We start from the raw sequence: 18,891 nt of genomic DNA, 5'->3' as shown, positions 1-18,891 counted from the left end.
GCTGAACGCTAGAGTGGAAGAGGATGCAGGGAGCAAGTGAGTGACCGGATCGGGATCCCATCTCCGACAATTGGCCCATTATCTGCGCCCCTATCGACGACAGGTGGGGTTGGGCATTGGATCCCTGCTCCTGGTCAATGGCCTGGGGGTGTTCCTGCCCTGGTACGTCAAGCTGGTCATCGATGACCTCAGCCAGAACCTGCCCACTTTGTCGGCCCGGCGCATTGCCCTTTACGTCTTGACGGTGCTGGTCGTCTCCAGCCTGATGATGGGCATTCGCATTGCCTCGCGGGTGTGGATGTTTGGGGTGGGACGGCAGGTGGAGTTTCACCTCAAGCAAGCCATCTTCGAGCATTTGCTCACCCTGCAGCCTTCCTACTTTGCCCAGCAGACCATTGGGGACATTCTCACCCGCATCACCAGCGATGTGGAAAACATCCGCCGCCTGTTGGGCTTTGCCCTACTCAATTTGGCCAACACGATCTTCGCCTATGCCACCACTCTGCCCGCCATGTTTGGCATCGAGCCCCGTCTGAGCACCTTGGCGCTGTCGGTGTTTCCGGTGATGTTGGTGCTGGTGAAGTTGAGCAGCAACCGCCTGCAGCAGGAGCAGCTCCAGGTGCAGCAGGAGTTGGCAGATCTGAGCGATCTCATCCAAGAAGATCTGAACGGCATCACCGTCATCAAGGTATACGGCCAAGAACAGCACGAGCAGCAGGGGTTTCGCCGCCAGAACCAGCGGCTGCTGCAGGCCAATTTACGCTTAGCCCTCACCCGCAACTTGCTCTTCCCCTCTTTGGTGGCGCTGGTCAGCCTCAGTTTGTTGCTACTGCTGGCGGTGGGGGGGCCGCAGATTGCGGCAGGGACGCTGACCATCGGGGATTTTTCGGCCCTCACCCTCTATGTGGAACGGTTGGTATTTCCCACCGCCCTGCTGGGCTTCACCATCACGGCCTACCAGCGGGGGCAGGTCAGCTTGGAGCGGATCGATGCTCTGTTGGGGGTAGAACCCACCATCCGAGACGCCCCAGGCGCTTTGCCGTTGCCTCTGGAAAAGGTGCAGGGTCGCCTCGAGGCCAGAGGTCTCGCGTTTGCCTTCGCCGGCCCTGCGGCAGCTCCGGCTCTAGAGGATTTGCACTTTTGCATAGAACCGGGCCAGATGGTGGCGGTGGTGGGGCCGATTGGGGCGGGCAAGTCCACTCTGGCCAATGCCCTTCCTCGGCTGCTGGAGATCCAGCCGGGGCAACTGTTTTTGGATGGGCAGGATATCACCCAGATTCAACTGGGATCCCTGCGCCGGGCCATCGCCTATGTGCCCCAGGAGAGCTTCCTGTTCAGCGCCACGGTCCGGGATAACATTCGCTACGGCAAGCCGGATGCCGAAGATTGGGAGGTGGAATGGGCTGCCAAAGCCGCCCACATCCACGCCGAGATCCTCAACTTCCCCAACGGCTACGACACTCTGGTGGGAGAGCGGGGCATCACCCTCTCCGGTGGCCAGCGACAGCGGGTGGCCCTGGCTCGGGCTTTGCTGGTGGATGCTCCCATCTTGATCCTGGATGACTCTCTCTCCAGTGTGGATAACCAGACGGCCCAAGCCATCCTCCGCCATCTGCGTCGGCTCACGGCCCAGAAAACGGTGATCTTCATCACCCATCGCCTCACGGCTGCGGTGGAGGCCGATCAGATTTGGGTGATGGACAAGGGCCGCCTCGTGCAGAAGGGATCCCATGCCGAATTGCTGGCGGACGAGAAGGGCCTCTACGCTTCTCTGTGGGCCAAGCAAAAGCTGGAGGAAGCCCTGGCCTAATTTGACGGCGGCAATCCCTGGCCGCTACCCTAACCGGCAAAGCTGTGGGGAGTGGCAACGATGGAAACTGCTGGGATCACTTTGTCCAAATTGCTCCACCAAGCTGGGATCCAGCCTCAATTGGCCCAGGGATCCTTGGAGGGGGTGCAAGTCTGGGGCCTCTGTGCCGACTCCCGCCAGGTGCAGGCCGGGGATCTCTTTCTGGGGATGCCGGGATCCCGCGTGGATGGAGGTAGCTTCGTGGCCCAAGCCCTGGCGGCAGGGGCAGTGGCGGCCCTCATTTCCCAAGAGGCGTGGGAGAGCGTCAGCGGAGAGGCTGGATGGGGAAGTCAGCCCGTCCTGGTTTTGCCTCGCGCCAGCCTGAACAGGGCCGTGGCCCAGGTGGCGGCGGCTTTCTATGGTTTTCCCGCCCGTCAACTGACCTTGGTGGGGGTAACGGGCACCAACGGCAAAACCACCACCACCCATCTCATTGAACATTTGGTGCAGGCTGCCGGTCGCTCCACCGCTTTGCTGGGCACTCTGTACAACCGCTGGCCTGGCTATAGCGAAGTGGCCTCCCACACCACCCTTTTTCCGCCTGAACTGCAGCGCAGCCTCAGGGAAGCCCAGAGAGCCGGGGCGGAGGTGGCGGTGATGGAGGTGAGCTCCCATGCTCTCGCTCAAGATCGGGTGTGGGGATGTTCCTTTGCCGCTGCCGTCTGGACCAACCTCACCCAGGATCACCTGGACTTTCACCAGACGCTGGAGAACTACTGGCAGGCCAAGGCCACCCTCTTCCGACAGGAGTATCTCCAAGGGCGGGCGGTGATCAACGCCGACGATGCTGGGGGACGGCGGCTCTTGCAAGCCATTCGGCCCGATCTGCAGCCCTGGGCCTACTCGCTGCAGCCTCTGGAAGGGATCCCCGGCCTCTGGCCCAGCAACGTTCAATTGCACCCCAACGGCTTACAGGCGACCCTGCACACCCCTGCGGGCACGTTTGCCGTGGAGGCCCCCCTGGTGGGATCCTTCAACCTGGCCAACCTGCTGGCGGCGGTGGGGGTAGCCCTGCACTTGGGGATCCCTGTCGAGATCATCCAGTCGGCCCTGCCCCACTTTCCGGGCGTACCGGGGCGGATGGAGCGGGTGACCCTGCCGGGGCAGGATATCGCGGTAGTTGTGGACTACGCCCACACCCCCGACGGCCTGGAAAACCTGCTCAAGGCCCTGCGATCCCAGGTGCAAGGGCAACTTATCTGCGTCTTTGGCTGTGGCGGGGATCGGGATCGGGGCAAACGACCGCAGATGGGCCGCATTGCCGCCACCTGGGCCGATCAGGTGATCGTTACCTCCGACAACCCCCGCACCGAAGATCCCCAGCAGATCCTACGGGATATTTTGGCCGGGATCCCTGGATCCCCCAGGGCGGTGGAGGTGGATCGGCGGCAGGCCATTCGCCTGGCCATCCTCGCAGCCCAGCCAGGGGATACGGTGGTCATTGCCGGCAAAGGCCATGAGGACTACCAGATCCTGGGCACCGAGAAGATTCACTTCGACGACCGAGAAGAAGCCCGCGCCGCCCTGGCCCTGAGGGAAAAAAGCCGGGGGTGAGGCTAACGGGAGCGGTGCTGCAGCATCAGCTCCACGAACTCGCGGAAGAGGTGATCGGCGTCGTGGGGGCCGGGGCTGGCTTCCGGGTGATACTGCACGGAAAACAGGGGCAGGTGACGGTGGCGGATCCCGGCTACGGTGTGGTCATTCAAGTTGAGGTAGCTGATCGTGACCTCATCGGCAGGGATCGAGTCGGCATCCACCGCAAACCCGTGGTTTTGGCTGGTGATCTCCACTTGCTTCTCCAACCCGCAAGGGTGGTTGAGGCCGCGGTGGCCAAACTTGAGCTTGTAGGTGGATCCCCCTAGGGCCAAACTGAGAATCTGATGGCCCAGGCAGATCCCAAATAGGGGCTTCCCGGTTTGCAGCAGCGCTTGCGTGGTGCGGATGGCAGTCGTCTCAGCGGCGGGATCCCCTGGCCCATTGGAGAGGAAGATCCCATCGGGGTTGTAACTCAAAATCTGCTCCGGGCTGGCATTGGCCGGCAACACCATCACCCGACAGCCATAGCGGGTAAGGCGGCGCAGAATGTTGCGCTTAACGCCGAAATCCAAGGCCACCACCCGCAGGGGCGGCTCCGGCACTGGGATCCCTTGGCTGCGGCCATAGTCCCAATCGGCAGGCGTAGGCTCCAGCCACTCGTAGGGTTGGGGAGTAGTAACTTCCGCCACCAGGCTCAACCCCTGCATGGAAGGAGCCTGGCGCACCCGCTCCAACAAAACCTGGGGATCCAAAGTCTCCGTGGAAAGGGCCCCGTTCATCACCCCCTGAGAGCGCAGCCGCCGTGCCAAAGCCCGCGTATCTACCCCAGCAATGGCCGGGATCCCATATCGTTGCAGGTATTCGGGGAGGGTGGATGTAGCCCGCCAGGAGCTGACCATGCGAGACACATTGCGGGCAATCACCCCCGCGACTTGGGGCCGAGCCGATTCTTCGTCCAGCTCATTGACTCCGGTGTTTCCCAGCTCCGGACAGGTGAAGGTAACCATCTGCCCCCGGTAGCTGGGATCGGTGATCACCTCCTGGTAGCCGGTCATGCCCGTGTTAAACACCACCTCGCCCACCGCCGTGCCCGGCGCCCCAAAAGACCAACCGGCAAAGGAAGTGCCATCCGCCAGCACCAGCAAAGCAGGCTGACGAGCCTGCCAAGGAAAGGTTTTTTCCTGAAGGATTGGGGAAGAAGGGGCCATGCGCTACCCAAAAACATCGGCCTGACCATCCTACCCCCTTTCAAGGAGGTTGCAAGGCTGGCTAGTCTTCCGCATATGCTCCGCCCGCACAAGCCGGGTCGTTGTCCTTGCGGATAGTGCCTATCAAGGTGCTCACCACCACGCAGCGGTTTTCTCCCTGAGAGTAGGTGCTGCTGACTACAAAGCGACCCAGTTGACGGGCGCGGCCATCGGATTCAAAAACCGCCCTTCCGTCATTGAAGGTGTTGGCTACAGTTACAAAATTGTTCAGGCGTAGCCGCTGACAGGGGGTAGGTTCATCGCAGAGGCCCTCCTCATCCTGGATAACCAGAGTCGGCACGTTTGGCTCTGAATTGTCCACCCCCACCACCCAAGCTCGGCCCAGGAGAGAAGCCCTGGCGTTGGTGCGGGCAGTGCGCAAGGCTCGCTCCACCCTGTTCTGCGCATCCTCAAGCTGGATCCGCGCCCAGATGTTGATCCCAGAAGGAACCGCCAGCACGGCCAGGATGCCGATGATGACCACCACCGCTAGGACTTCTGTCAGCGTAAAGCCCCGGGATCGAAAAGGCTGAGCTCGGCCAATTGCTTTTTTCTCCAAGGCCAACATGGTGGACATTCCCCCTAGGAGAGCTGACGGTTGATAACACCGCGGGCAAGAACCCGTGTTTGCATTGGCAGCAAGTAGCGCGACACCTCTGAGATATCGACGCTGGTGGCATTTCGGATGTAGCGACGGAAAAGGCCAGGGTTGGCCCGCTCCATGGCCGTGGCGGTGATGTTGATGATCACATCCTGCGGTCGGTCAGCACCGGGGCTTTGCCGCACGCAAACGTAGAAGCCCACGTCGTTTTGGTTATTTCCCAACCCCGAGAAGGTGACGCCGTTGGGTCTGCCGCCGCCAAAGGCATAGCCCTGCGGGCAGAGGGGCGCAACCTGCGGACTTCCCTCCCGGCTGCTGAAGATGTTGGAGACCAAAGTTGTCAGGCGGGGGCCATCTGCCCTGCCGGCAATGGGGATTTGGCGCGCTCGAGCTTGCTCGGAAGGCCAAGCAAGGAAACCATCTCGGAACGGATCGGGATCCTCAACAAAGAACGGGCTGCGACCGGCGCAGTTGTTTTGACCCTGAATGTTGAAGGGTCGCAATTCAAAACGGTCGATCCGCGCGTTGCCTTCCCAGGGAGTGCGCCCCGTTGGGTTGCCGGCGTTGTTGTAGTTGCGGCGTAGGTAGTACACCACCAGGGTGTAGATGCCGCGGCGGCTGACAAGAGTGTCCCAATCCGCATTTCTACCGTTCTGATCGCGCGGAAACCCGGGAGGTGGCTGGTCTGGTAGGGTAGCATTGCCTCTTCGAATATCTTGCAAGTTGGGGTTGCCCGCGTAGCATCCCTGCGGGATCGGCTCCAACTTCCAAAAGGCAACAACCGGGATAGCGTCATCGGGTCGGCGGATCCAGCCCGGCGCGTAGAGCCGTTGAATGACATCCGGGATCCCATCTCCGGGGGGCTGTTGAGGGTCACTGGGCCGTTCGGTGTCGTTATAGATGTAGAGAGCCTCCGCCAGATCTTGCTGGATATATTCCATGGCCTGCGTCAGCTCCGCCTGCACCTGGGTGCGGCCCGTCTCTTCCCGATCCAGCCGCATCGTCTCAACGACGATCATCCCCGTGGCCAAGAGAAAGATGGAGGCAATCAGCAGCGAGACCAACAGCTCAATGAGGGTAAACCCTCTGCTCTTACTGGGTCTGCGGCGAAAAATCTTGAAAAACATAGGGAAACACCCCCATCTTCTCAACAGGTTTTGCGGGAAGGAACTTAGGCTCTACCTCACGGTGCAACAGGATTAACAGGCAGGGGGAAAGCCCGGCACCTCTCGATGGGATTCTCGCCTCTGGCAATGGCTATCTGCCGGCAAACATCTCCCAAGTTGGCGGCGGGGTTAATTTCTACAAATGAGGTGGCCATGGGAAAGAGCCAGACATCGGCATTGGCCAAGTTCTGGCTGGCCGAAGCCAACTCCGTTCCCAATCCAGGCAGCGCTTGGCGAGTGGTCGGGTCGAAAGAAAAGCGATGGTAAACCCTCACCCCCATGCGAAAGCTGCAGGGAACCCCCTGAATGACCCTGTTTTCGCGCCGGTCAATGCAAGGTGCCCCCGCGTCGCGAAAGGTTTGGATGACGTATTCTTCGGAGTTACGCCCCGGCACTTGAACTTGGGCCAAGCGAATGGAATAGTTGGCCCCATCTGTGTTCATATTGGTGGGAGGTGGGGTATTTGCCAGCGGGTTGGCTCCCACCCTGGGCAGACGGGCCAGTTGAGCCGGATTCTGAAAAGCGCGCGGGTTGGCGGACAGCTCGATATCCACCAGAGTGCGGATGCGATCCACCTCCTCCTGGGCCAGGCGGTTGGCCAACTCTACCCTCTCGCTCATAGCCCGCCGGTAGGCAATCACGGCGAGAGTAGGGGCCAGGGCGGTCATGGCCAAGGCCACGATGATCACCGAAGCCAGCACCTCGATGAGGGTGAAGCCCTCTGCTTGTTGTTGCCGCCAAAGCCGTCCTTTGCTCATCGATCCCTCCCTTAGCCCACTCTGCTCCTACCTCGAATCTACCCCTGGCTTGGGGAGTCGATATCAGTTGAACTCATTACAGCCTCCAATCCGAGCAGCCGCCTGCAGGGGCACATCTGGCTGAGCTTGCAGCCCGCAGCGCAGCCGCCGCACGTACGGATCTTGTGGATCCAACTCCCGCAAGAACTCAGTGCGGGCATTGGAGGGGAATTGGAAGCGAGCCGACACCGCGCTGGGACGACGGGCAATTTGCAGGCCCACATCGTAGCCGAAGCGGCGGTTGGGTGGGTAGTAGTAGTCGTAGCCCCGCACAAAGGTTGGATCGGCTACCAGATCGGGTGGCTCAAAGCTGTGCTGCAGGAAGGGGCCGGTAGCATAGGTGCTGTAGTTGAGCTGGATCATCGAGCCGCTGAAGAAGAGGTTGGTATTTCTCCACAGCTCGTTGAGGCGCAGGAAGTTGTGCATGCCCCCGCCCGTCTGATCCAGCCGAGACGGGATCACACCGCTGATGGCAATGGCATTTACCCGCGTTTCCCTGGCCGGCTGGAGCTGCCGGTTTTGGGTGCCGTTGTCGTTGCGGCGGCGCTGGTTCAAGTCGGCTGCGGCTGGGGCCAGCTCCTGGAAGCGCGGGATCGGAATGGGCCGACGGGTCACCTCGTCCAGGATCACCCCCAGCACGGGGTTGCTGCCGGCAAAGCCAGTGGGAGTCTTGTTCAGGTCCAGGGTGAACGGCTCCACATCCACCCAGACCAGGCCATCGCCATCGCCGCCGTTACGGTCGATCTGAACCTGGATGGTGTTGCCGTTGGGCTTGACGTAGAAGCAGAGGCCATTGCGAATATCTTCACTGCCCTTGTGGTTAATGTAGTATCCGTCCGCATACTTGGACGCGGGAGTGTAGGCTTGGGTCGCGGCGCTTTTGTTGACGCGGGCGTAAGGGTTGAGCGCCATCTGGGGTTGGATCTCTAGCTCTGGCCGATCCGGCAAGTCTAACCCAAACAGTGGATCCCGCTCCAAAACATTTGAAGGCTCCTCCGGATCCCAAATGCCATTCTTGTTGAGATCCTCGAAGGTAGGATCGGCACCTTTAGGAGAGGTACGCAGAGTGCTGGGTCGGCTGTCACCGGTGTAGGCGGTGTACTTGAAGCGGTCGTTGAAGTTGGGGCGAAACACCCCCGGTACCCAGAAGCCACCGTCGGTGGGAGTGACCTTTTCTTCTGAGTCACAGCGAACAGTTCCATTGGGATTGAGCAATCGCCGCCGCAGTTGCCGCGCCCAGTCGTCGGTGCCTAGGCTAAGAGTTCCGGAAATCGGAGAAGCACCACTCTCGGCAGGGCGAATGCCGGGTTCTTTGCTGGGGTTGGCGATCTGGCTGGAGAGCAAATTGCCTCTCAGTCCGGCGCGGGCAGCATAGGCGGGCTCACCAAACATCCAATTGAAGGCCGCCTGCAGAGCCTCGGCAGGGTTGGGCCACTTGGGCGGCTTGGGCACCCCTGCTTTCACTTCCAGCACCGGGGAAAGCTCCGGCTGCAGAGCAATGGTTACGCCCTCGGCAGGAGCCGCAGCCACCGTATTCACGCTGATGGTCTCCGGCTCCGGATCGGCCTCGACTGCCTGAATGGGGCGCAGCTCCACCGTGTTGGGCTTGGCTGCCATCCACTCGCCCAAGGGGCTCTTGCCGGGAGCCTCAGGGGCAAAGCTCTGTGACCCACAGGGCTTGCCGGTACAGGTAATCGTCTGGCTCTCGGTTTTGTTGGCCGGACAGGTGGGGCTGTTATTGGGGCCTTTGGTGCCAGTACGGGTTTGGTTGAGCGGCTGGCTAGTGCCGCAGGCAATGGTAAGACTGCTACAGTCAGGAGTCCAAGGCCCAAAGGTGTAGTCATTGCAAATGGCCGGGCAGGTGACCGTTTGGGTTTCTATAGTAGTGGTGGTTCCGCAGCTCGACGTGCAGGTCTTGGTGCGGGTTTGGGTCACTTGCAGGCCGCCGTTGGCCACCGTACACTGAGGAGTCCAGTCTGTGTAGGTGCAGGTAGCCCCCGGAGGCTGGCAGGTAAAGGCTCGGGTTTCGGTTTCGGTGAAGGGGCTTTGGCTGCGACAGAGCGGCGTTACCGTGCGGCTGCGGCTCTGCGTAATGGTAGCCCGGCTGCACTGCTGCTGCGGGGTACACTGAGGCGTCCAATCTGACCAAGGCCCGTAGTTGTACTGAGGGTAGCAGGTGATCGTCCGAGTTTCCCGCGGTGGCGGAGTGCCAGGGCAACCGTCAGGCAATCTGGCAGTTCTGGTTTGGGTAATAGTGGTTTGCTGACAGATGTTGGGGTCACATGCAGGAGTCCAGCCTGTCCAGATGGGATCGCAGTTGAGGGGGGTTGCGCAGGAGCGCTGATAGGGATCTTTCCTCTCATCGAGCCTCCTACCCTCGATTGGATCCGGCTGGCAAGGTTTGTTCACCCCCTGCAGCGGCTTCAGGTAGCGCAGGTCGTAGTTTTCTAGATCGCTGCCATCGCGAGTGGCAAAGCGCAGGAAGGCATCGCCGGTATTTTCGTAGGTCTGGATCTCCACCAAGTAGGGCGAGGGCTGGGATGGATCCGCGCACTCCAGCTCTAATCGCAGGGTGACCAGGTTACCGTTGCCGCCGCTATCCTGCCTATCCTGCCAGGCTTCGGCACCCGCAGCATTGGGCCCTAGGCTGAGCGAAGTTCCGTTCCAGGCTCCATGGTTGACAAAAGTGGCATTGGAGCCGTCCCGCCGTCGAATGATCAGCCGCGCGCCATCGTTGCTGAAGAGACGGTAGCTCTGTAGGCCAGGCCAACGGGGATACAGCTGCCCTACCCAGCGCACCACGAAGAAGTCGTTGCCGTTGTTGTTGCCATTTGGCCCGCCCCCACTTCTACGCCGCCAGCAGGAGCGCTGGAAGTTGAAGTGACTTGGAAAGTTGAGGTCATCCGCGTCGATGGGCCGGTTCGGCAGGCTGTTGTTGCCATCGGGCTCCCCACAACTGGGCATCCAGAACCAATCGCCGCGATCCCGCCGATCGGGGCTGCCAGGCGGTAGTGACAAACGGCAGCGGGGCTGCAGAGCGTCAACCAATGTGCCGTTGCAGCTGAGATTGTCGTACAGCCGCCGTTTGAAGGGGGAGCGCGAGTCTATGCTGTTATCGCTGCCAAAAAAGTACTGGAAGCCTCCCCAAGAGGGGAAACCGCTACCGCTGCGGGCAAAGGGGGCTAGGTTGGTCGGGTTATCGATAGCATTGCGCACGCAGGCCCAGCGTTGGTTGTCGGTGCCACTTGGATTACAGGTAGGCGCATTGGTGGTATAGCCATTGTTGTACTGACCAATGGCGTCAGGTACTCCTTGCGCCGGGAACACCGGATCCGGCCAGCGCACTGCCCGCAGGTAGGGCAGGTTGGCATCTTGAGCGTCTGAAGGCAGGGGGCCTACTACCTGGTCAATACGGTTGGTGGCAAACCCTGTGTTGCGGTTGTACCGGTTCTGCGGGTTGCTCAGCCAGCCGTTGTAGTACTCGGCCAATAGGCCACCGCCTCCTTCAGGCTCGGGGCAAGGCCCAAGTGGAGCCACCAGCAGCCAGCGGGAGGTATCCAGCACCGGGTTGCCCAAAGCCGAGATGCGCACCCCAAAGTTGGCATAGCCCGTATCGGGTGCCCGCAAGAGCCGCACTTCGGGCACGCCCAGCCCTGCGGTTCGGTCAGCTTGACCGGAGCTGGCATCGGTACTGTTGCGGCGGGCAAAGATGGTGTCGCGGGCAAACACATCCGGCCAACCCGGTTGGTTGGTATTGTCACCCAGGTTCTGGGCCCCGTTCGTGTTGTCAAAGCGCAGAACCCCAGCACCATCTCTGTTGGGATCCGGAGCCGGCCAGTTGTTGCCTCGGATCACCAGCGCTTGGTTGAGGAAGGAGGTGTTGGCTCCTAAGTTACTTCCGCTGCAGCCGTAGTGTTCGTTGCGGCGAGGAGCCGAGGCTCGTTGTGGGCTACCCTGGTAGTTACGATCGGCTACAAAACTAGTGCCACCGCCGTTGAGCGTAGCATCCTGCACAAAGCCGTCGTCGATGCTGCCATCGCAGAAATCGGCAGAGAGGATGTTCACCGAGTCGCCCAACACGTCGCTAGGCCGCCAGAGATCCTGGGCTGCCCGCGCAAAGCGCCGGTCTTCATCCCTCCGGAGCCGCCCGTAGAAGTTGCTGTAGAGGCCAGTTTGCGGGTCAAACTCAAGGAGGGTGGTGAACTCCTCTAGCCGTCTCCCGTCCCCTGTCTGATGCAGGTTGAAGTCCCCTTGGATGTAGACGGGGTTATCAGAAACAAAGGAGAGACCAAAGACAGCTTCATCGAGGTTAAACCCGCCGCGGGCCAGCCTTGCTCCATTGCGCAGCCGGAAGCCATAGGGCCGCCGATCCGGATCCGCGTAGTAGTCCACCGGCTTGGGACTAAGTCCGGCATCGGAAACAGGGGGATCCCAGACCGTTTGGCCATTGGCCGTGCCTCGATTCGGCTGACCGGCGTTCATAACGCCAGCGCTGCCCAGCGTGCCACGGGCGTTTGCCGCTCGCCAAGCTTGTTGATAGGCAGCAAAGGTGCCCAAGGGTGGGCGGGCAATGGCATCTTCCCGCACGGCATCTTCCCGGAAGGCGTAGAAAATCCCCCCTTCTCGGTTCTCGCCAATGCCGGCAGGCAGCCAGGTATCCCCGTTGATCAGCCCCCTGTTCTGACCTTGGACATTGTTGGTCAGTAGCGCCAGGTCAATGTTCAGCGCCCGCACCGCCATCGCCTCGCGGCCATCGTAGAAGACAGAATCCTTGAAGGGCACGCGATGGCACTGGTTGCCAATCCGAATTAGCTCAAATTGGTTGCTGTTGGGGCCGGCAGCGGTGCAATTGGCCGGTGCATGGGGCAAAGCCCAGTTGCCAATTCCGGAGCGGGGCTGCAGAGCAACCGCGTTTAAGTCGGTTACAGCCTCATAGGTAACCGTCGGAAGGAAAGAGTAAGCGCTGCGCCGCTCGCTCTCCAGAGAATCCGACTCGGTGACACGGGTTGTCGGGAAGATGTAGCGCAGTGGCAGGTAGAACCGGTTGGCTGCCTCTCGGTTCCCGGCACGGCTGGCTTGAATGTCGTTCCAGAGGCTGCCGAGAACTGGGGACGAGCTCCCAGATCCAGAGCTGGTGCCACCAGAACCACCGCCCCCGATGCTGCTACTGCCGCCACCTTGCTGACGGGCAGCCTCCTCGATGCGCAGAATGTTGTCGGCCAGCATGCCCAACATGCAGCCTGCCGTTTGCAGCGTGGTCTGGTCGGCTAGGCTCAGTTGGCTAACGGGGGTACCTCGGTTAACGGTATCGATCACCCGCCGCAGCTCTGAGAAGTTGCCAAAGGCAGTGATAAACGGATCCGGGTGAATGCGGCCCGCTTCTTGCCTGGGTGGATAGGCCCCGTCAGGATCGCCGGCAAAATTGGCCAGGTTGGTGAGCGCTGTCCACAAAGGAGTGCCAGGCCGCAGTTGCCCCCGCATCGGCTCGGGGTCATACTCCCAAACGTTGGTGCCCTCTCCAGTAAAGAAGTTGATGCCCAGTTGGGTGCGCTGGTCGCCGGTAGGGAACGTGGAAGCCCGCTGCAAGCTCCAAGGAGTGCCGGGGTGGGCCACCGTGGCCAGGCAAGCAATGGGGAAGCGCCCATCTCGGTGGCTGTAGTGGTAAACGGCAGTGGCCTGCACCGCCGCTGGGTTATCTCTCAGGGTCAGCCGTTGCCGCGCCTCGTTGCTGATGAAAATGGCCTGCAACTTGGTGGGATCGTTGGGATCCCCAGACGGCACCAGAGGCAAAGGCAAAGAATCGGTGCGGGTCAGCTCCAGCCGCTGCCCGACAATTACCCGCAAGCCCTCCACGCGGGCCCGCCGCTCCCAGTAGCCATCCAAGCCCACCTCGGAAAGGGCGCCTGGGGGTGGGTTGTCCTCGGTCAAAGACTCATTCTGGTTGTTCCTGGCATCAGCAGGAATCGGGCTACCGGCACCGACACCAAACCTCTGAGCAAAGGTGTCCACATCGCAGCCCCTCTGCGGGTCAGGAGTTACAGGCGGACGGTCATAGCTGGCCTTGGGGCCAAAGCGGTTGTCGGCCCGATAGACATCGTCTACATAGGGAGGGCAGACCTGGTCGGCACCAGCCTGAAAACCGCCCGCCTTAATCCGTCCGGGGTTGGGATCGCGCTTAGCGTTGAGGGGAGAAGCCGCCCATCCCGATGCATCTTGGGCATAGGATCCCCGGGTGCGAATGCGACCGAAAAGGTGGAGCTCCAACGGATCCAAAGCCACATTTTCTGGCTCTACCTGGTTTTGCACCGAGTCAAAATTTAAGTTGTTCAACCGAGCCAGCACCTCTGGCGCTGCGTCTTGCCGGCCAGAGTGAACATCGAAAATCAGGGTATCGCTCACCTGCTGGCCGGCATAGCCAATAGCCCCAGCCACCAGCTCTCCAAAGGCAGTGATTTCGGAGTTGTCGGGGGGCATGTAGAAGCAGGATTGCTCCGAGCTGATGGTGAAAGCCCGGAACAAGTTGTTGGGGGCATAGCGGAAGAAAAGGCTGCCGCCGGCGTAGATGGCGCCGTTCCAGTTGTAGCCGGGGGTGAAGAAAAACTCTAGGTCGCCGCGGCTGAAGGCCCCCCACTTGTTCAGCAGATCCCGCTTCCGATCCTGCTGGAATTGCAAAGCCGAAATGGCGCGGGTGGTGGAGTCGGCCCCCTCAAGCGGCAAGGTAACGGCAAAGACCTGAAAGGGCTTGTACAGCGCCGTGCCCACCTGGAACCAGTCCCCCACGTTGGGGTTAATCGTCTGCTGAGCGGGGTTATCGGTACAAGGGCCCAGAGCGGAGCCCTGTAGGGGGCCACTGCGGATCATCAGGCGCCGCGCCCGCTCCGTATCCGTTAGCTGGCTATCCTCAAAGCCGGCGCCAGCAGCCCGACGGGTGTTAAGGATGGTATAGGCGGTTACGGAGTCGTTGACGCCGTTGTTGTCGGTGTCCGCCAAAAACCACCAGGCTGGCGCCCGCACTTGCTGAATGTTGCTTCCGATCACAAACTGAGTTTCATCGGGGAGGATGTAGGGATTATTCTCATCCCTAGGGATTAGTTCTTCCTCCCCGTCATTAATCAAGGCTGCGACAAGCTGCGCATCGGTGGGGGTACCGGCGGGAAGGCGAGGATCCCGTACCAGATATTCGATCTTGGCCCTGGCCCGGTCGATGGCGGCATTCAGTTGCCGGCTGACGGTTTGCCCTGCCCGTTCCACCTGGGTTTGGATGCTGCGCTGGGTCGAGCGGGTCAGCAGACCCACCGTCACCAAGCTCAAGACCAGCACGATCAAGATAGCGACCGGCAGGACGAAACCGCGCTCTCGCATCTGGCGCCGCTTCACCTCTACCTTCAAGGAGCTGAGCAGGCGCAAGACAAGTTTGAGCAGCAGCGGGGAAGGAGCAGACATGGCCGTATCTCAGATAACGCAGGTGAGAAGGGGCACTTGGGCAGATGCCAAGATAGCAACAGTATGCAAGGGATCCGGAGTTTCGGACATCCCCACCGCTGGGGGGAGCTGCCAGCCCCCTCTCTGCAAGATTCTTAAGAATCCTCAATATCCTTTCACAAAATCCCCAGTTGTTGCGCCTTGAGCAGGGCGGTGACACGGTCGCTAGCATCCAGCTTGCGGTAGGCGGTGCTGGCGTATTCTTTGACGGTTTCGATGCTCAGGCCCAAACGGCGGGCAATCTGTTTGTTGGCCAAGCCCTCTTTCATCAGTTGCAGCACACACAGCTCGCGGGGGGTGAGCTTGGGCAGCTCCTGTCGGGCAGGCAGCCAGTCTCGTTCGGGGTTGGACAAAATCTGACGGATGACGCGGGCCAATTCCGCCGGGTCGGTTTCTTTGGAAAGGTAGCCTTTGGCCCCAGCACGGCGAGCTGCCTCGATCAGGGCAGGCTCCTGAAAGGTGGTCATCAACACCACCACCACCGGCAGGCCCAGCTCGGTGATTTGCTGGCAGGCGGCGATCCCATCCCCATCCGGCATGCGCACATCCAAAATGGCCACATCGACGGTACAACTGCGACAACAGTTGACGGCCTGGGATCCCGTCTCGGCTTCGGCCACCACCTCAAATCCTTGGGCTTGCAGGGCAAACTTCAGCCCCAACCGAAAGAGGGGATGATCGTCGGCAATGAGAACGCGGACAGGGGAAGTCATGGCAGGGGATCCCAGCCGAGGGGGATGCTGATTTTAATTTGCCCAAGGAGGGATCCCAAATAAAGCGCCCTCACCCCCAGCCCCTCTCCCTTGGGGAGAGGGGGGTTATGGCTTCACCAAGACCATGCCGCGGGCCTGGGGGTCAAAGGTGGGATCCAGCCGGGTTTGGGCATTGTACAGGGCGCCGGTCAGATCCGCCCCCTCCAGAAAAGCGCCTCGCAGGTCGGCCCCCCGCAGATCGGCATTGTGTAACTTGGCCCCTGTGAGGTCGGCGCCGGTGAGGATGGCTCGACGCAAGTCGGCCCCGCTTAAGTTGGCCACCTGCAGATTGGCCCCCGTCAGATCTGTCTGCTGCAGGTTGGCCTGCGCCAGATCGGCTTCCCACAAGAAAGCCCCTGCCTGAGCTGAGCCACTCAGATTGGCCCCTCTCAAATCGGCCAGATTGAGGATCGCTTGGGAGAGGTCGGCAGCTTGGAGATTGGCCTGTCTGAGGATCGCTTCTTTCAGGTTGGCCCCACTGAGGTCAGCTCCCGGCAGTTCTGCCCCCGTTAGGTTGCAGGCGGGGCAATCTTTGCTGGGAAAAACAATTTGGGAGCGGCCCAGTTGGGCATCCAACTCCAGTTGGGCAAAGGCCGAAGCCGTCGGGATCCCCAGCGCCAACAGCGCTCCCGACCAGAGGCGACTTCCCCTCATCAAGGGCTTTACAGGTTGGAGCCGTGCCCATCCCATGGTTTTCACCGGGATCCCCTCCTACTGCTGATGGTAGCCGCTCTGGCCCATTTCTCCAGGGATCCCCCATATCTTGAGGAGCGCCACTAGCTCTGTTGCGGCTGGCAGCGGGGGCAAAAGTGGGCCGAACGCCCTGCCAGCTTGATCCGCCGAATCGGATGGCCACAGACGCGACAGGGATCCCCTTCCCGACCGTACACCCACGCTTGCCCTTGATAGTTGCCGTTGAGCCCACGCAGATCCCGGTAATCCCGCAAGGTGGTGCCCCGCTGCTCCAGCCCGGCCCGTAACACCTCGATCAAAGCTTCTCGCAGGCGTGCCTTGGCCACATCCGAAAGCTGAACTGCTGGCGTCAAAGGGTGAATGCCGCTCAGAAACAGGGCTTCGTCGGCGTAAATGTTGCCCACCCCGGCTACCAGCGATTGATCCAGCAGCGCGGTTTTAATAAGACGGCGGCTCTTCTGCAGGGCAGCCTGGAAATAGGCCTCAGAAAAAGCTGGCGAAAAGGGCTCCGGCCCCAAAGTCTGCAGGGTGGGGATCACCGCCTCCAGCTCAACACCGGCGGGCACCAGCCACATCTGGCCAAAGGTGCGCTGATCCACAAAGCGCAAGTCCCACCCTTCCTCGAAGGCCAAACGAACACGAGTGTGAGCTGATAAAGGGGTGGATCCCTGCACCCAGAGCAACTGCCCGGTCATGCGCAGATGCACGCCCAGAACAGCTCTCGAATCCAGGGATCCCAGGAGATACTTTCCTCGCCGCTGCCACTGGGTAAAACGGGTGCCAATCAAGCTCCGCCCAAACGTCTCCCTTGCAGGGTAGGCAATGGTGCGGGCCAGGAGCACCTCCACCGCAAGTATGCGTGGCCCCAGGGTGAGGCGTTGCAAATCTTGCCGAACTGTTTCAACTTCCGGCAGTTCAGGCACAGAACGACTTGCTCAAGAACACAGTCCCCGGCATCAGAACTTTGGCTTAGCTGGCCGGAGCGGCTTTGGCCTTGGGAGCTTCCAACACTTCCAGCTCATCTTCGCGGAAGTTGTTGGTGTTGATGTTGTAGTAGTTGATCTTGTCGAAACGAACGATCACCGGGTAGAGAATGCCGCTGGTATCCACCGCCGCAACCGTTCCCACATCCCGGTACCAGTAGGATTCTTTCCGCAGCACACGGACTTTGGCACCACGCTGAATTGCCATGAGGGTTATCTCCATTGACCTGAACTCAGATTACCCTAGTCCGTGAGAAGGCTGCGATTTCCGAATTTTTGTAACAGGGATCCGCCCGTGTCTTCCTGGGTTTTCGGGGCCGACAGCAGATGAACCGCCGCACCTGTGGAGCCTGGCTATTGGGTTCTGCTTTGACCTGGGGCTTGCAGGGGAAATCTGCAGGGCTGCCCCATCCGCGCGATTTTGCCGCCGTCCTCAACCTGAACACCGGTCGTTTAACAAGGGTTTGGCAGCCGGAGCAGGCTTCCAGAATCAGGGCCAGCCCTGGCTCAACCGTCAAATGCGCCGTTGCCGCCGCTGCTCTGCAGACTGGGATCAGCTCTGGGGAGCGCTTGATCCACTGTCCGGGTTGGTGGGATCCGCCGCCGCAACTGGGGTTGGGCCGGCTACCCTGCTGGGATCCCCGCGGCCATGGGGCTTTGAACTTGCGCCAGGCCCTGGCCCACTCTTGCAACGTGCATTTTTACCAGTTGGGCTGGGAGCTGGGGGCCGATACCCTGGTGGAGTGGCTGCGGCGCTTCGGCCTAGGGAGTGTGCAGAATACAACTCCGGCTCCGCTCTTGGCGACCGGTCTGGCTGGGCCGGTGGATCCCTGGGAGCTGTTGGTTTATGGGGGCGTGATTGCCCGCCGAGGTGTACCCCTTTCTGGCGAGGTCTCTCTGCCCGCTTTCTCTTTACCGGCTTGGATTTGGGAGGCTCTCCATGCTGGCATGAGCCTGGCGGCAACAGCGGGCACCTGTCGCGGCATTGCCCCAGAAGGGATCCCAGTGGCAGCCAAGTCTGGCACCATCCTCAATCCTCAACGACGAGGACGACCAATTCTCTGGGCAGAAGATTTTCAAGCCTGGTTGCTGGCCTTTTGGCCCCTGCCGGATCCCAACTGGACGCTGGTGCTGCACCTGCATCAGGGCAAAGCCTATGAGGCGGCCATTCCCCTGGCGCGGCAGATCATCGCCGCCATCGGCAGCGGGTGACCACCTTGCTTGCGATCATGAAGAAATGCAAACTATACTGAAGGTCAAGTGCCGTTCTCGTTTTCGTTCTTTACGGATCCCACTCCCTGTCGTTCCCATTTACCCTGGAGGTTCTCATGTCTAATCCCAATTTGTCTGAGCCCAAGTTTGGCTTTAACGAGTATGCCGAGCGCCTCAACGGTCGGGCTGCCATGATTGGCTTTGTGTTGGCCATTGTCATCGAAGCGGTGACGGGCCAAGGCGTTGCTTCCTGGCTGGGCCTGATCTAAGAGACCTCAACTTACCGCCTTTTGGCTTTTCCTTGGGTCTGCTGGCTTGCAGGCCCTTTATTGTATTGAGCAGGGTATTGAGCAGGAAGCGTGACTGCACCAGTTGTAGCCGTTCTGAATGGCAACAAGGCTTGAGCGGGCACCAACTACTCCAAGCAATTCCGACAGCGCCGAATCTTTCCCTTTCTCCCTCTGAGGGAGGAGCTGGTGTAAACTACCCGACACCCGCGCTATGCGCAGGGTGCGGGCTTTATCCCAATCCCTAGCGGCCCCAGAGGACAGCTAAGTTTCGGAATTTCAGGCG

Annotated in this window: 13 protein-coding genes; 4 read left to right on the top strand and 9 right to left on the bottom strand. The window is 60.8% G+C overall.

Features of this window, described 5'->3' with window-relative positions:
* Positions 1–40 precede the first annotated feature (40 nt).
* Positions 41–1,810: an ABC transporter ATP-binding protein gene (locus ACVWXF_RS04530; RefSeq protein ID WP_457473757.1), complete on the top strand. Its 1,770-nt coding sequence runs from the start codon at positions 41–43 to the stop codon at positions 1,808–1,810.
* A 60-nt stretch (positions 1,811–1,870) separates the two neighbouring features.
* Positions 1,871–3,403, top strand: coding sequence for a UDP-N-acetylmuramoyl-L-alanyl-D-glutamate--2,6-diaminopimelate ligase (locus tag ACVWXF_RS04525; protein ID WP_457473756.1), 1,533 nt, complete (start codon positions 1,871–1,873; stop codon positions 3,401–3,403).
* A gap of 2 nt (positions 3,404–3,405) precedes the next feature.
* Here ACVWXF_RS04525 and carA read toward each other — a convergent pair whose 3' ends face one another.
* The 9 genes from carA to ACVWXF_RS04480 form a co-directional block, all read right to left on the bottom strand.
* The gene (gene carA / locus ACVWXF_RS04520; protein ID WP_457473755.1) at positions 3,406–4,593 is read right to left on the bottom strand and encodes a glutamine-hydrolyzing carbamoyl-phosphate synthase small subunit; all 1,188 of its coding nucleotides are present in this window, start codon (positions 4,591–4,593) and stop codon (positions 3,406–3,408) included.
* A gap of 61 nt (positions 4,594–4,654) precedes the next feature.
* Complete coding sequence (locus ACVWXF_RS04515; protein ID WP_457473754.1) at positions 4,655–5,209, bottom strand: pilus assembly FimT family protein; 555 nt, start codon at positions 5,207–5,209, stop codon at positions 4,655–4,657.
* Between the two features lie 5 nt (positions 5,210–5,214).
* The gene (locus ACVWXF_RS04510; protein WP_457473753.1) at positions 5,215–6,360 is read right to left on the bottom strand and encodes a PulJ/GspJ family protein; all 1,146 of its coding nucleotides are present in this window, start codon (positions 6,358–6,360) and stop codon (positions 5,215–5,217) included.
* A gap of 56 nt (positions 6,361–6,416) precedes the next feature.
* Positions 6,417–7,157, bottom strand: a complete 741-nt coding sequence (locus ACVWXF_RS04505; RefSeq protein WP_457473752.1) for a prepilin-type N-terminal cleavage/methylation domain-containing protein — start codon at positions 7,155–7,157, stop codon at positions 6,417–6,419.
* Between the two features lie 63 nt (positions 7,158–7,220).
* Positions 7,221–14,639 (bottom strand): hormogonium polysaccharide biosynthesis protein HpsA, encoded by a 7,419-nt coding sequence (hpsA, locus tag ACVWXF_RS04500; protein WP_457473751.1) that lies wholly within the window; start codon positions 14,637–14,639, stop codon positions 7,221–7,223.
* A 155-nt stretch (positions 14,640–14,794) separates the two neighbouring features.
* Positions 14,795–15,391 carry a response regulator gene (locus ACVWXF_RS04495; RefSeq protein ID WP_457473750.1) on the bottom strand — a complete coding sequence of 199 codons (597 nt, stop codon included), beginning with the start codon at positions 15,389–15,391 and terminating at the stop codon, positions 14,795–14,797.
* Positions 15,392–15,496: 105 nt separating this feature from the next.
* Positions 15,497–16,120 carry a pentapeptide repeat-containing protein gene (locus tag ACVWXF_RS04490; protein ID WP_457392128.1) on the bottom strand — a complete coding sequence of 208 codons (624 nt, stop codon included), beginning with the start codon at positions 16,118–16,120 and terminating at the stop codon, positions 15,497–15,499.
* An 86-nt stretch (positions 16,121–16,206) separates the two neighbouring features.
* Complete coding sequence (locus ACVWXF_RS04485) at positions 16,207–17,046, bottom strand: DNA-formamidopyrimidine glycosylase (RefSeq protein ID WP_457473749.1); 840 nt, start codon at positions 17,044–17,046, stop codon at positions 16,207–16,209.
* Positions 17,047–17,092: 46 nt separating this feature from the next.
* A complete protein-coding gene (locus tag ACVWXF_RS04480; RefSeq protein WP_457473748.1) occupies positions 17,093–17,314 on the bottom strand; it encodes a photosystem I reaction center subunit IV in 222 nt (73 codons plus the stop codon).
* Positions 17,315–17,433: 119 nt separating this feature from the next.
* Here ACVWXF_RS04480 and ACVWXF_RS04475 point away from each other — a divergent pair, with 119 nt between their 5' ends.
* Together ACVWXF_RS04475 and ACVWXF_RS04470 are read left to right on the top strand one after the other, a co-directional pair.
* The gene (locus tag ACVWXF_RS04475; protein ID WP_414350373.1) at positions 17,434–18,318 is read left to right on the top strand and encodes a penicillin-binding transpeptidase domain-containing protein; all 885 of its coding nucleotides are present in this window, start codon (positions 17,434–17,436) and stop codon (positions 18,316–18,318) included.
* Between the two features lie 116 nt (positions 18,319–18,434).
* Complete coding sequence (locus tag ACVWXF_RS04470; protein ID WP_011429120.1) at positions 18,435–18,587, top strand: chlorophyll a/b-binding protein; 153 nt, start codon at positions 18,435–18,437, stop codon at positions 18,585–18,587.
* The last annotated feature ends 304 nt before the right edge of the window (positions 18,588–18,891 follow it).

The organism is Thermostichus sp. MS-CIW-40 (assembly GCF_054058315.1).
Note: the sequence above shows the minus strand (reverse complement) of the source record. Positions and strands in the feature narration are given on the sequence as shown.

Bases quoted from the DNA above. Each gene is read 5' to 3' on its own strand.
- ACVWXF_RS04525 (WP_457473756.1), top strand. From the start codon at position 1,871: ATGGAAACTGCTGGGATCACTTTGTCCAAATTGCTCCACCAAGCTGGG.
- carA (WP_457473755.1), bottom strand. From the start codon at position 4,593: ATGGCCCCTTCTTCCCCAATCCTTCAGGAAAAAACCTTTCCTTGGCAG.
- ACVWXF_RS04515 (WP_457473754.1), bottom strand. From the start codon at position 5,209: ATGTCCACCATGTTGGCCTTGGAGAAAAAAGCAATTGGCCGAGCTCAG.
- ACVWXF_RS04510 (WP_457473753.1), bottom strand. From the start codon at position 6,360: ATGTTTTTCAAGATTTTTCGCCGCAGACCCAGTAAGAGCAGAGGGTTT.
- ACVWXF_RS04505 (WP_457473752.1), bottom strand. From the start codon at position 7,157: ATGAGCAAAGGACGGCTTTGGCGGCAACAACAAGCAGAGGGCTTCACC.
- hpsA (WP_457473751.1), bottom strand. From the start codon at position 14,639: ATGTCTGCTCCTTCCCCGCTGCTGCTCAAACTTGTCTTGCGCCTGCTC.
- ACVWXF_RS04495 (WP_457473750.1), bottom strand. From the start codon at position 15,391: ATGACTTCCCCTGTCCGCGTTCTCATTGCCGACGATCATCCCCTCTTT.
- ACVWXF_RS04490 (WP_457392128.1), bottom strand. From the start codon at position 16,120: ATGGGATGGGCACGGCTCCAACCTGTAAAGCCCTTGATGAGGGGAAGT.
- ACVWXF_RS04480 (WP_457473748.1), bottom strand. From the start codon at position 17,314: ATGGCAATTCAGCGTGGTGCCAAAGTCCGTGTGCTGCGGAAAGAATCC.
- ACVWXF_RS04475 (WP_414350373.1), top strand. From the start codon at position 17,434: ATGAACCGCCGCACCTGTGGAGCCTGGCTATTGGGTTCTGCTTTGACC.
- ACVWXF_RS04470 (WP_011429120.1), top strand. From the start codon at position 18,435: ATGTCTAATCCCAATTTGTCTGAGCCCAAGTTTGGCTTTAACGAGTAT.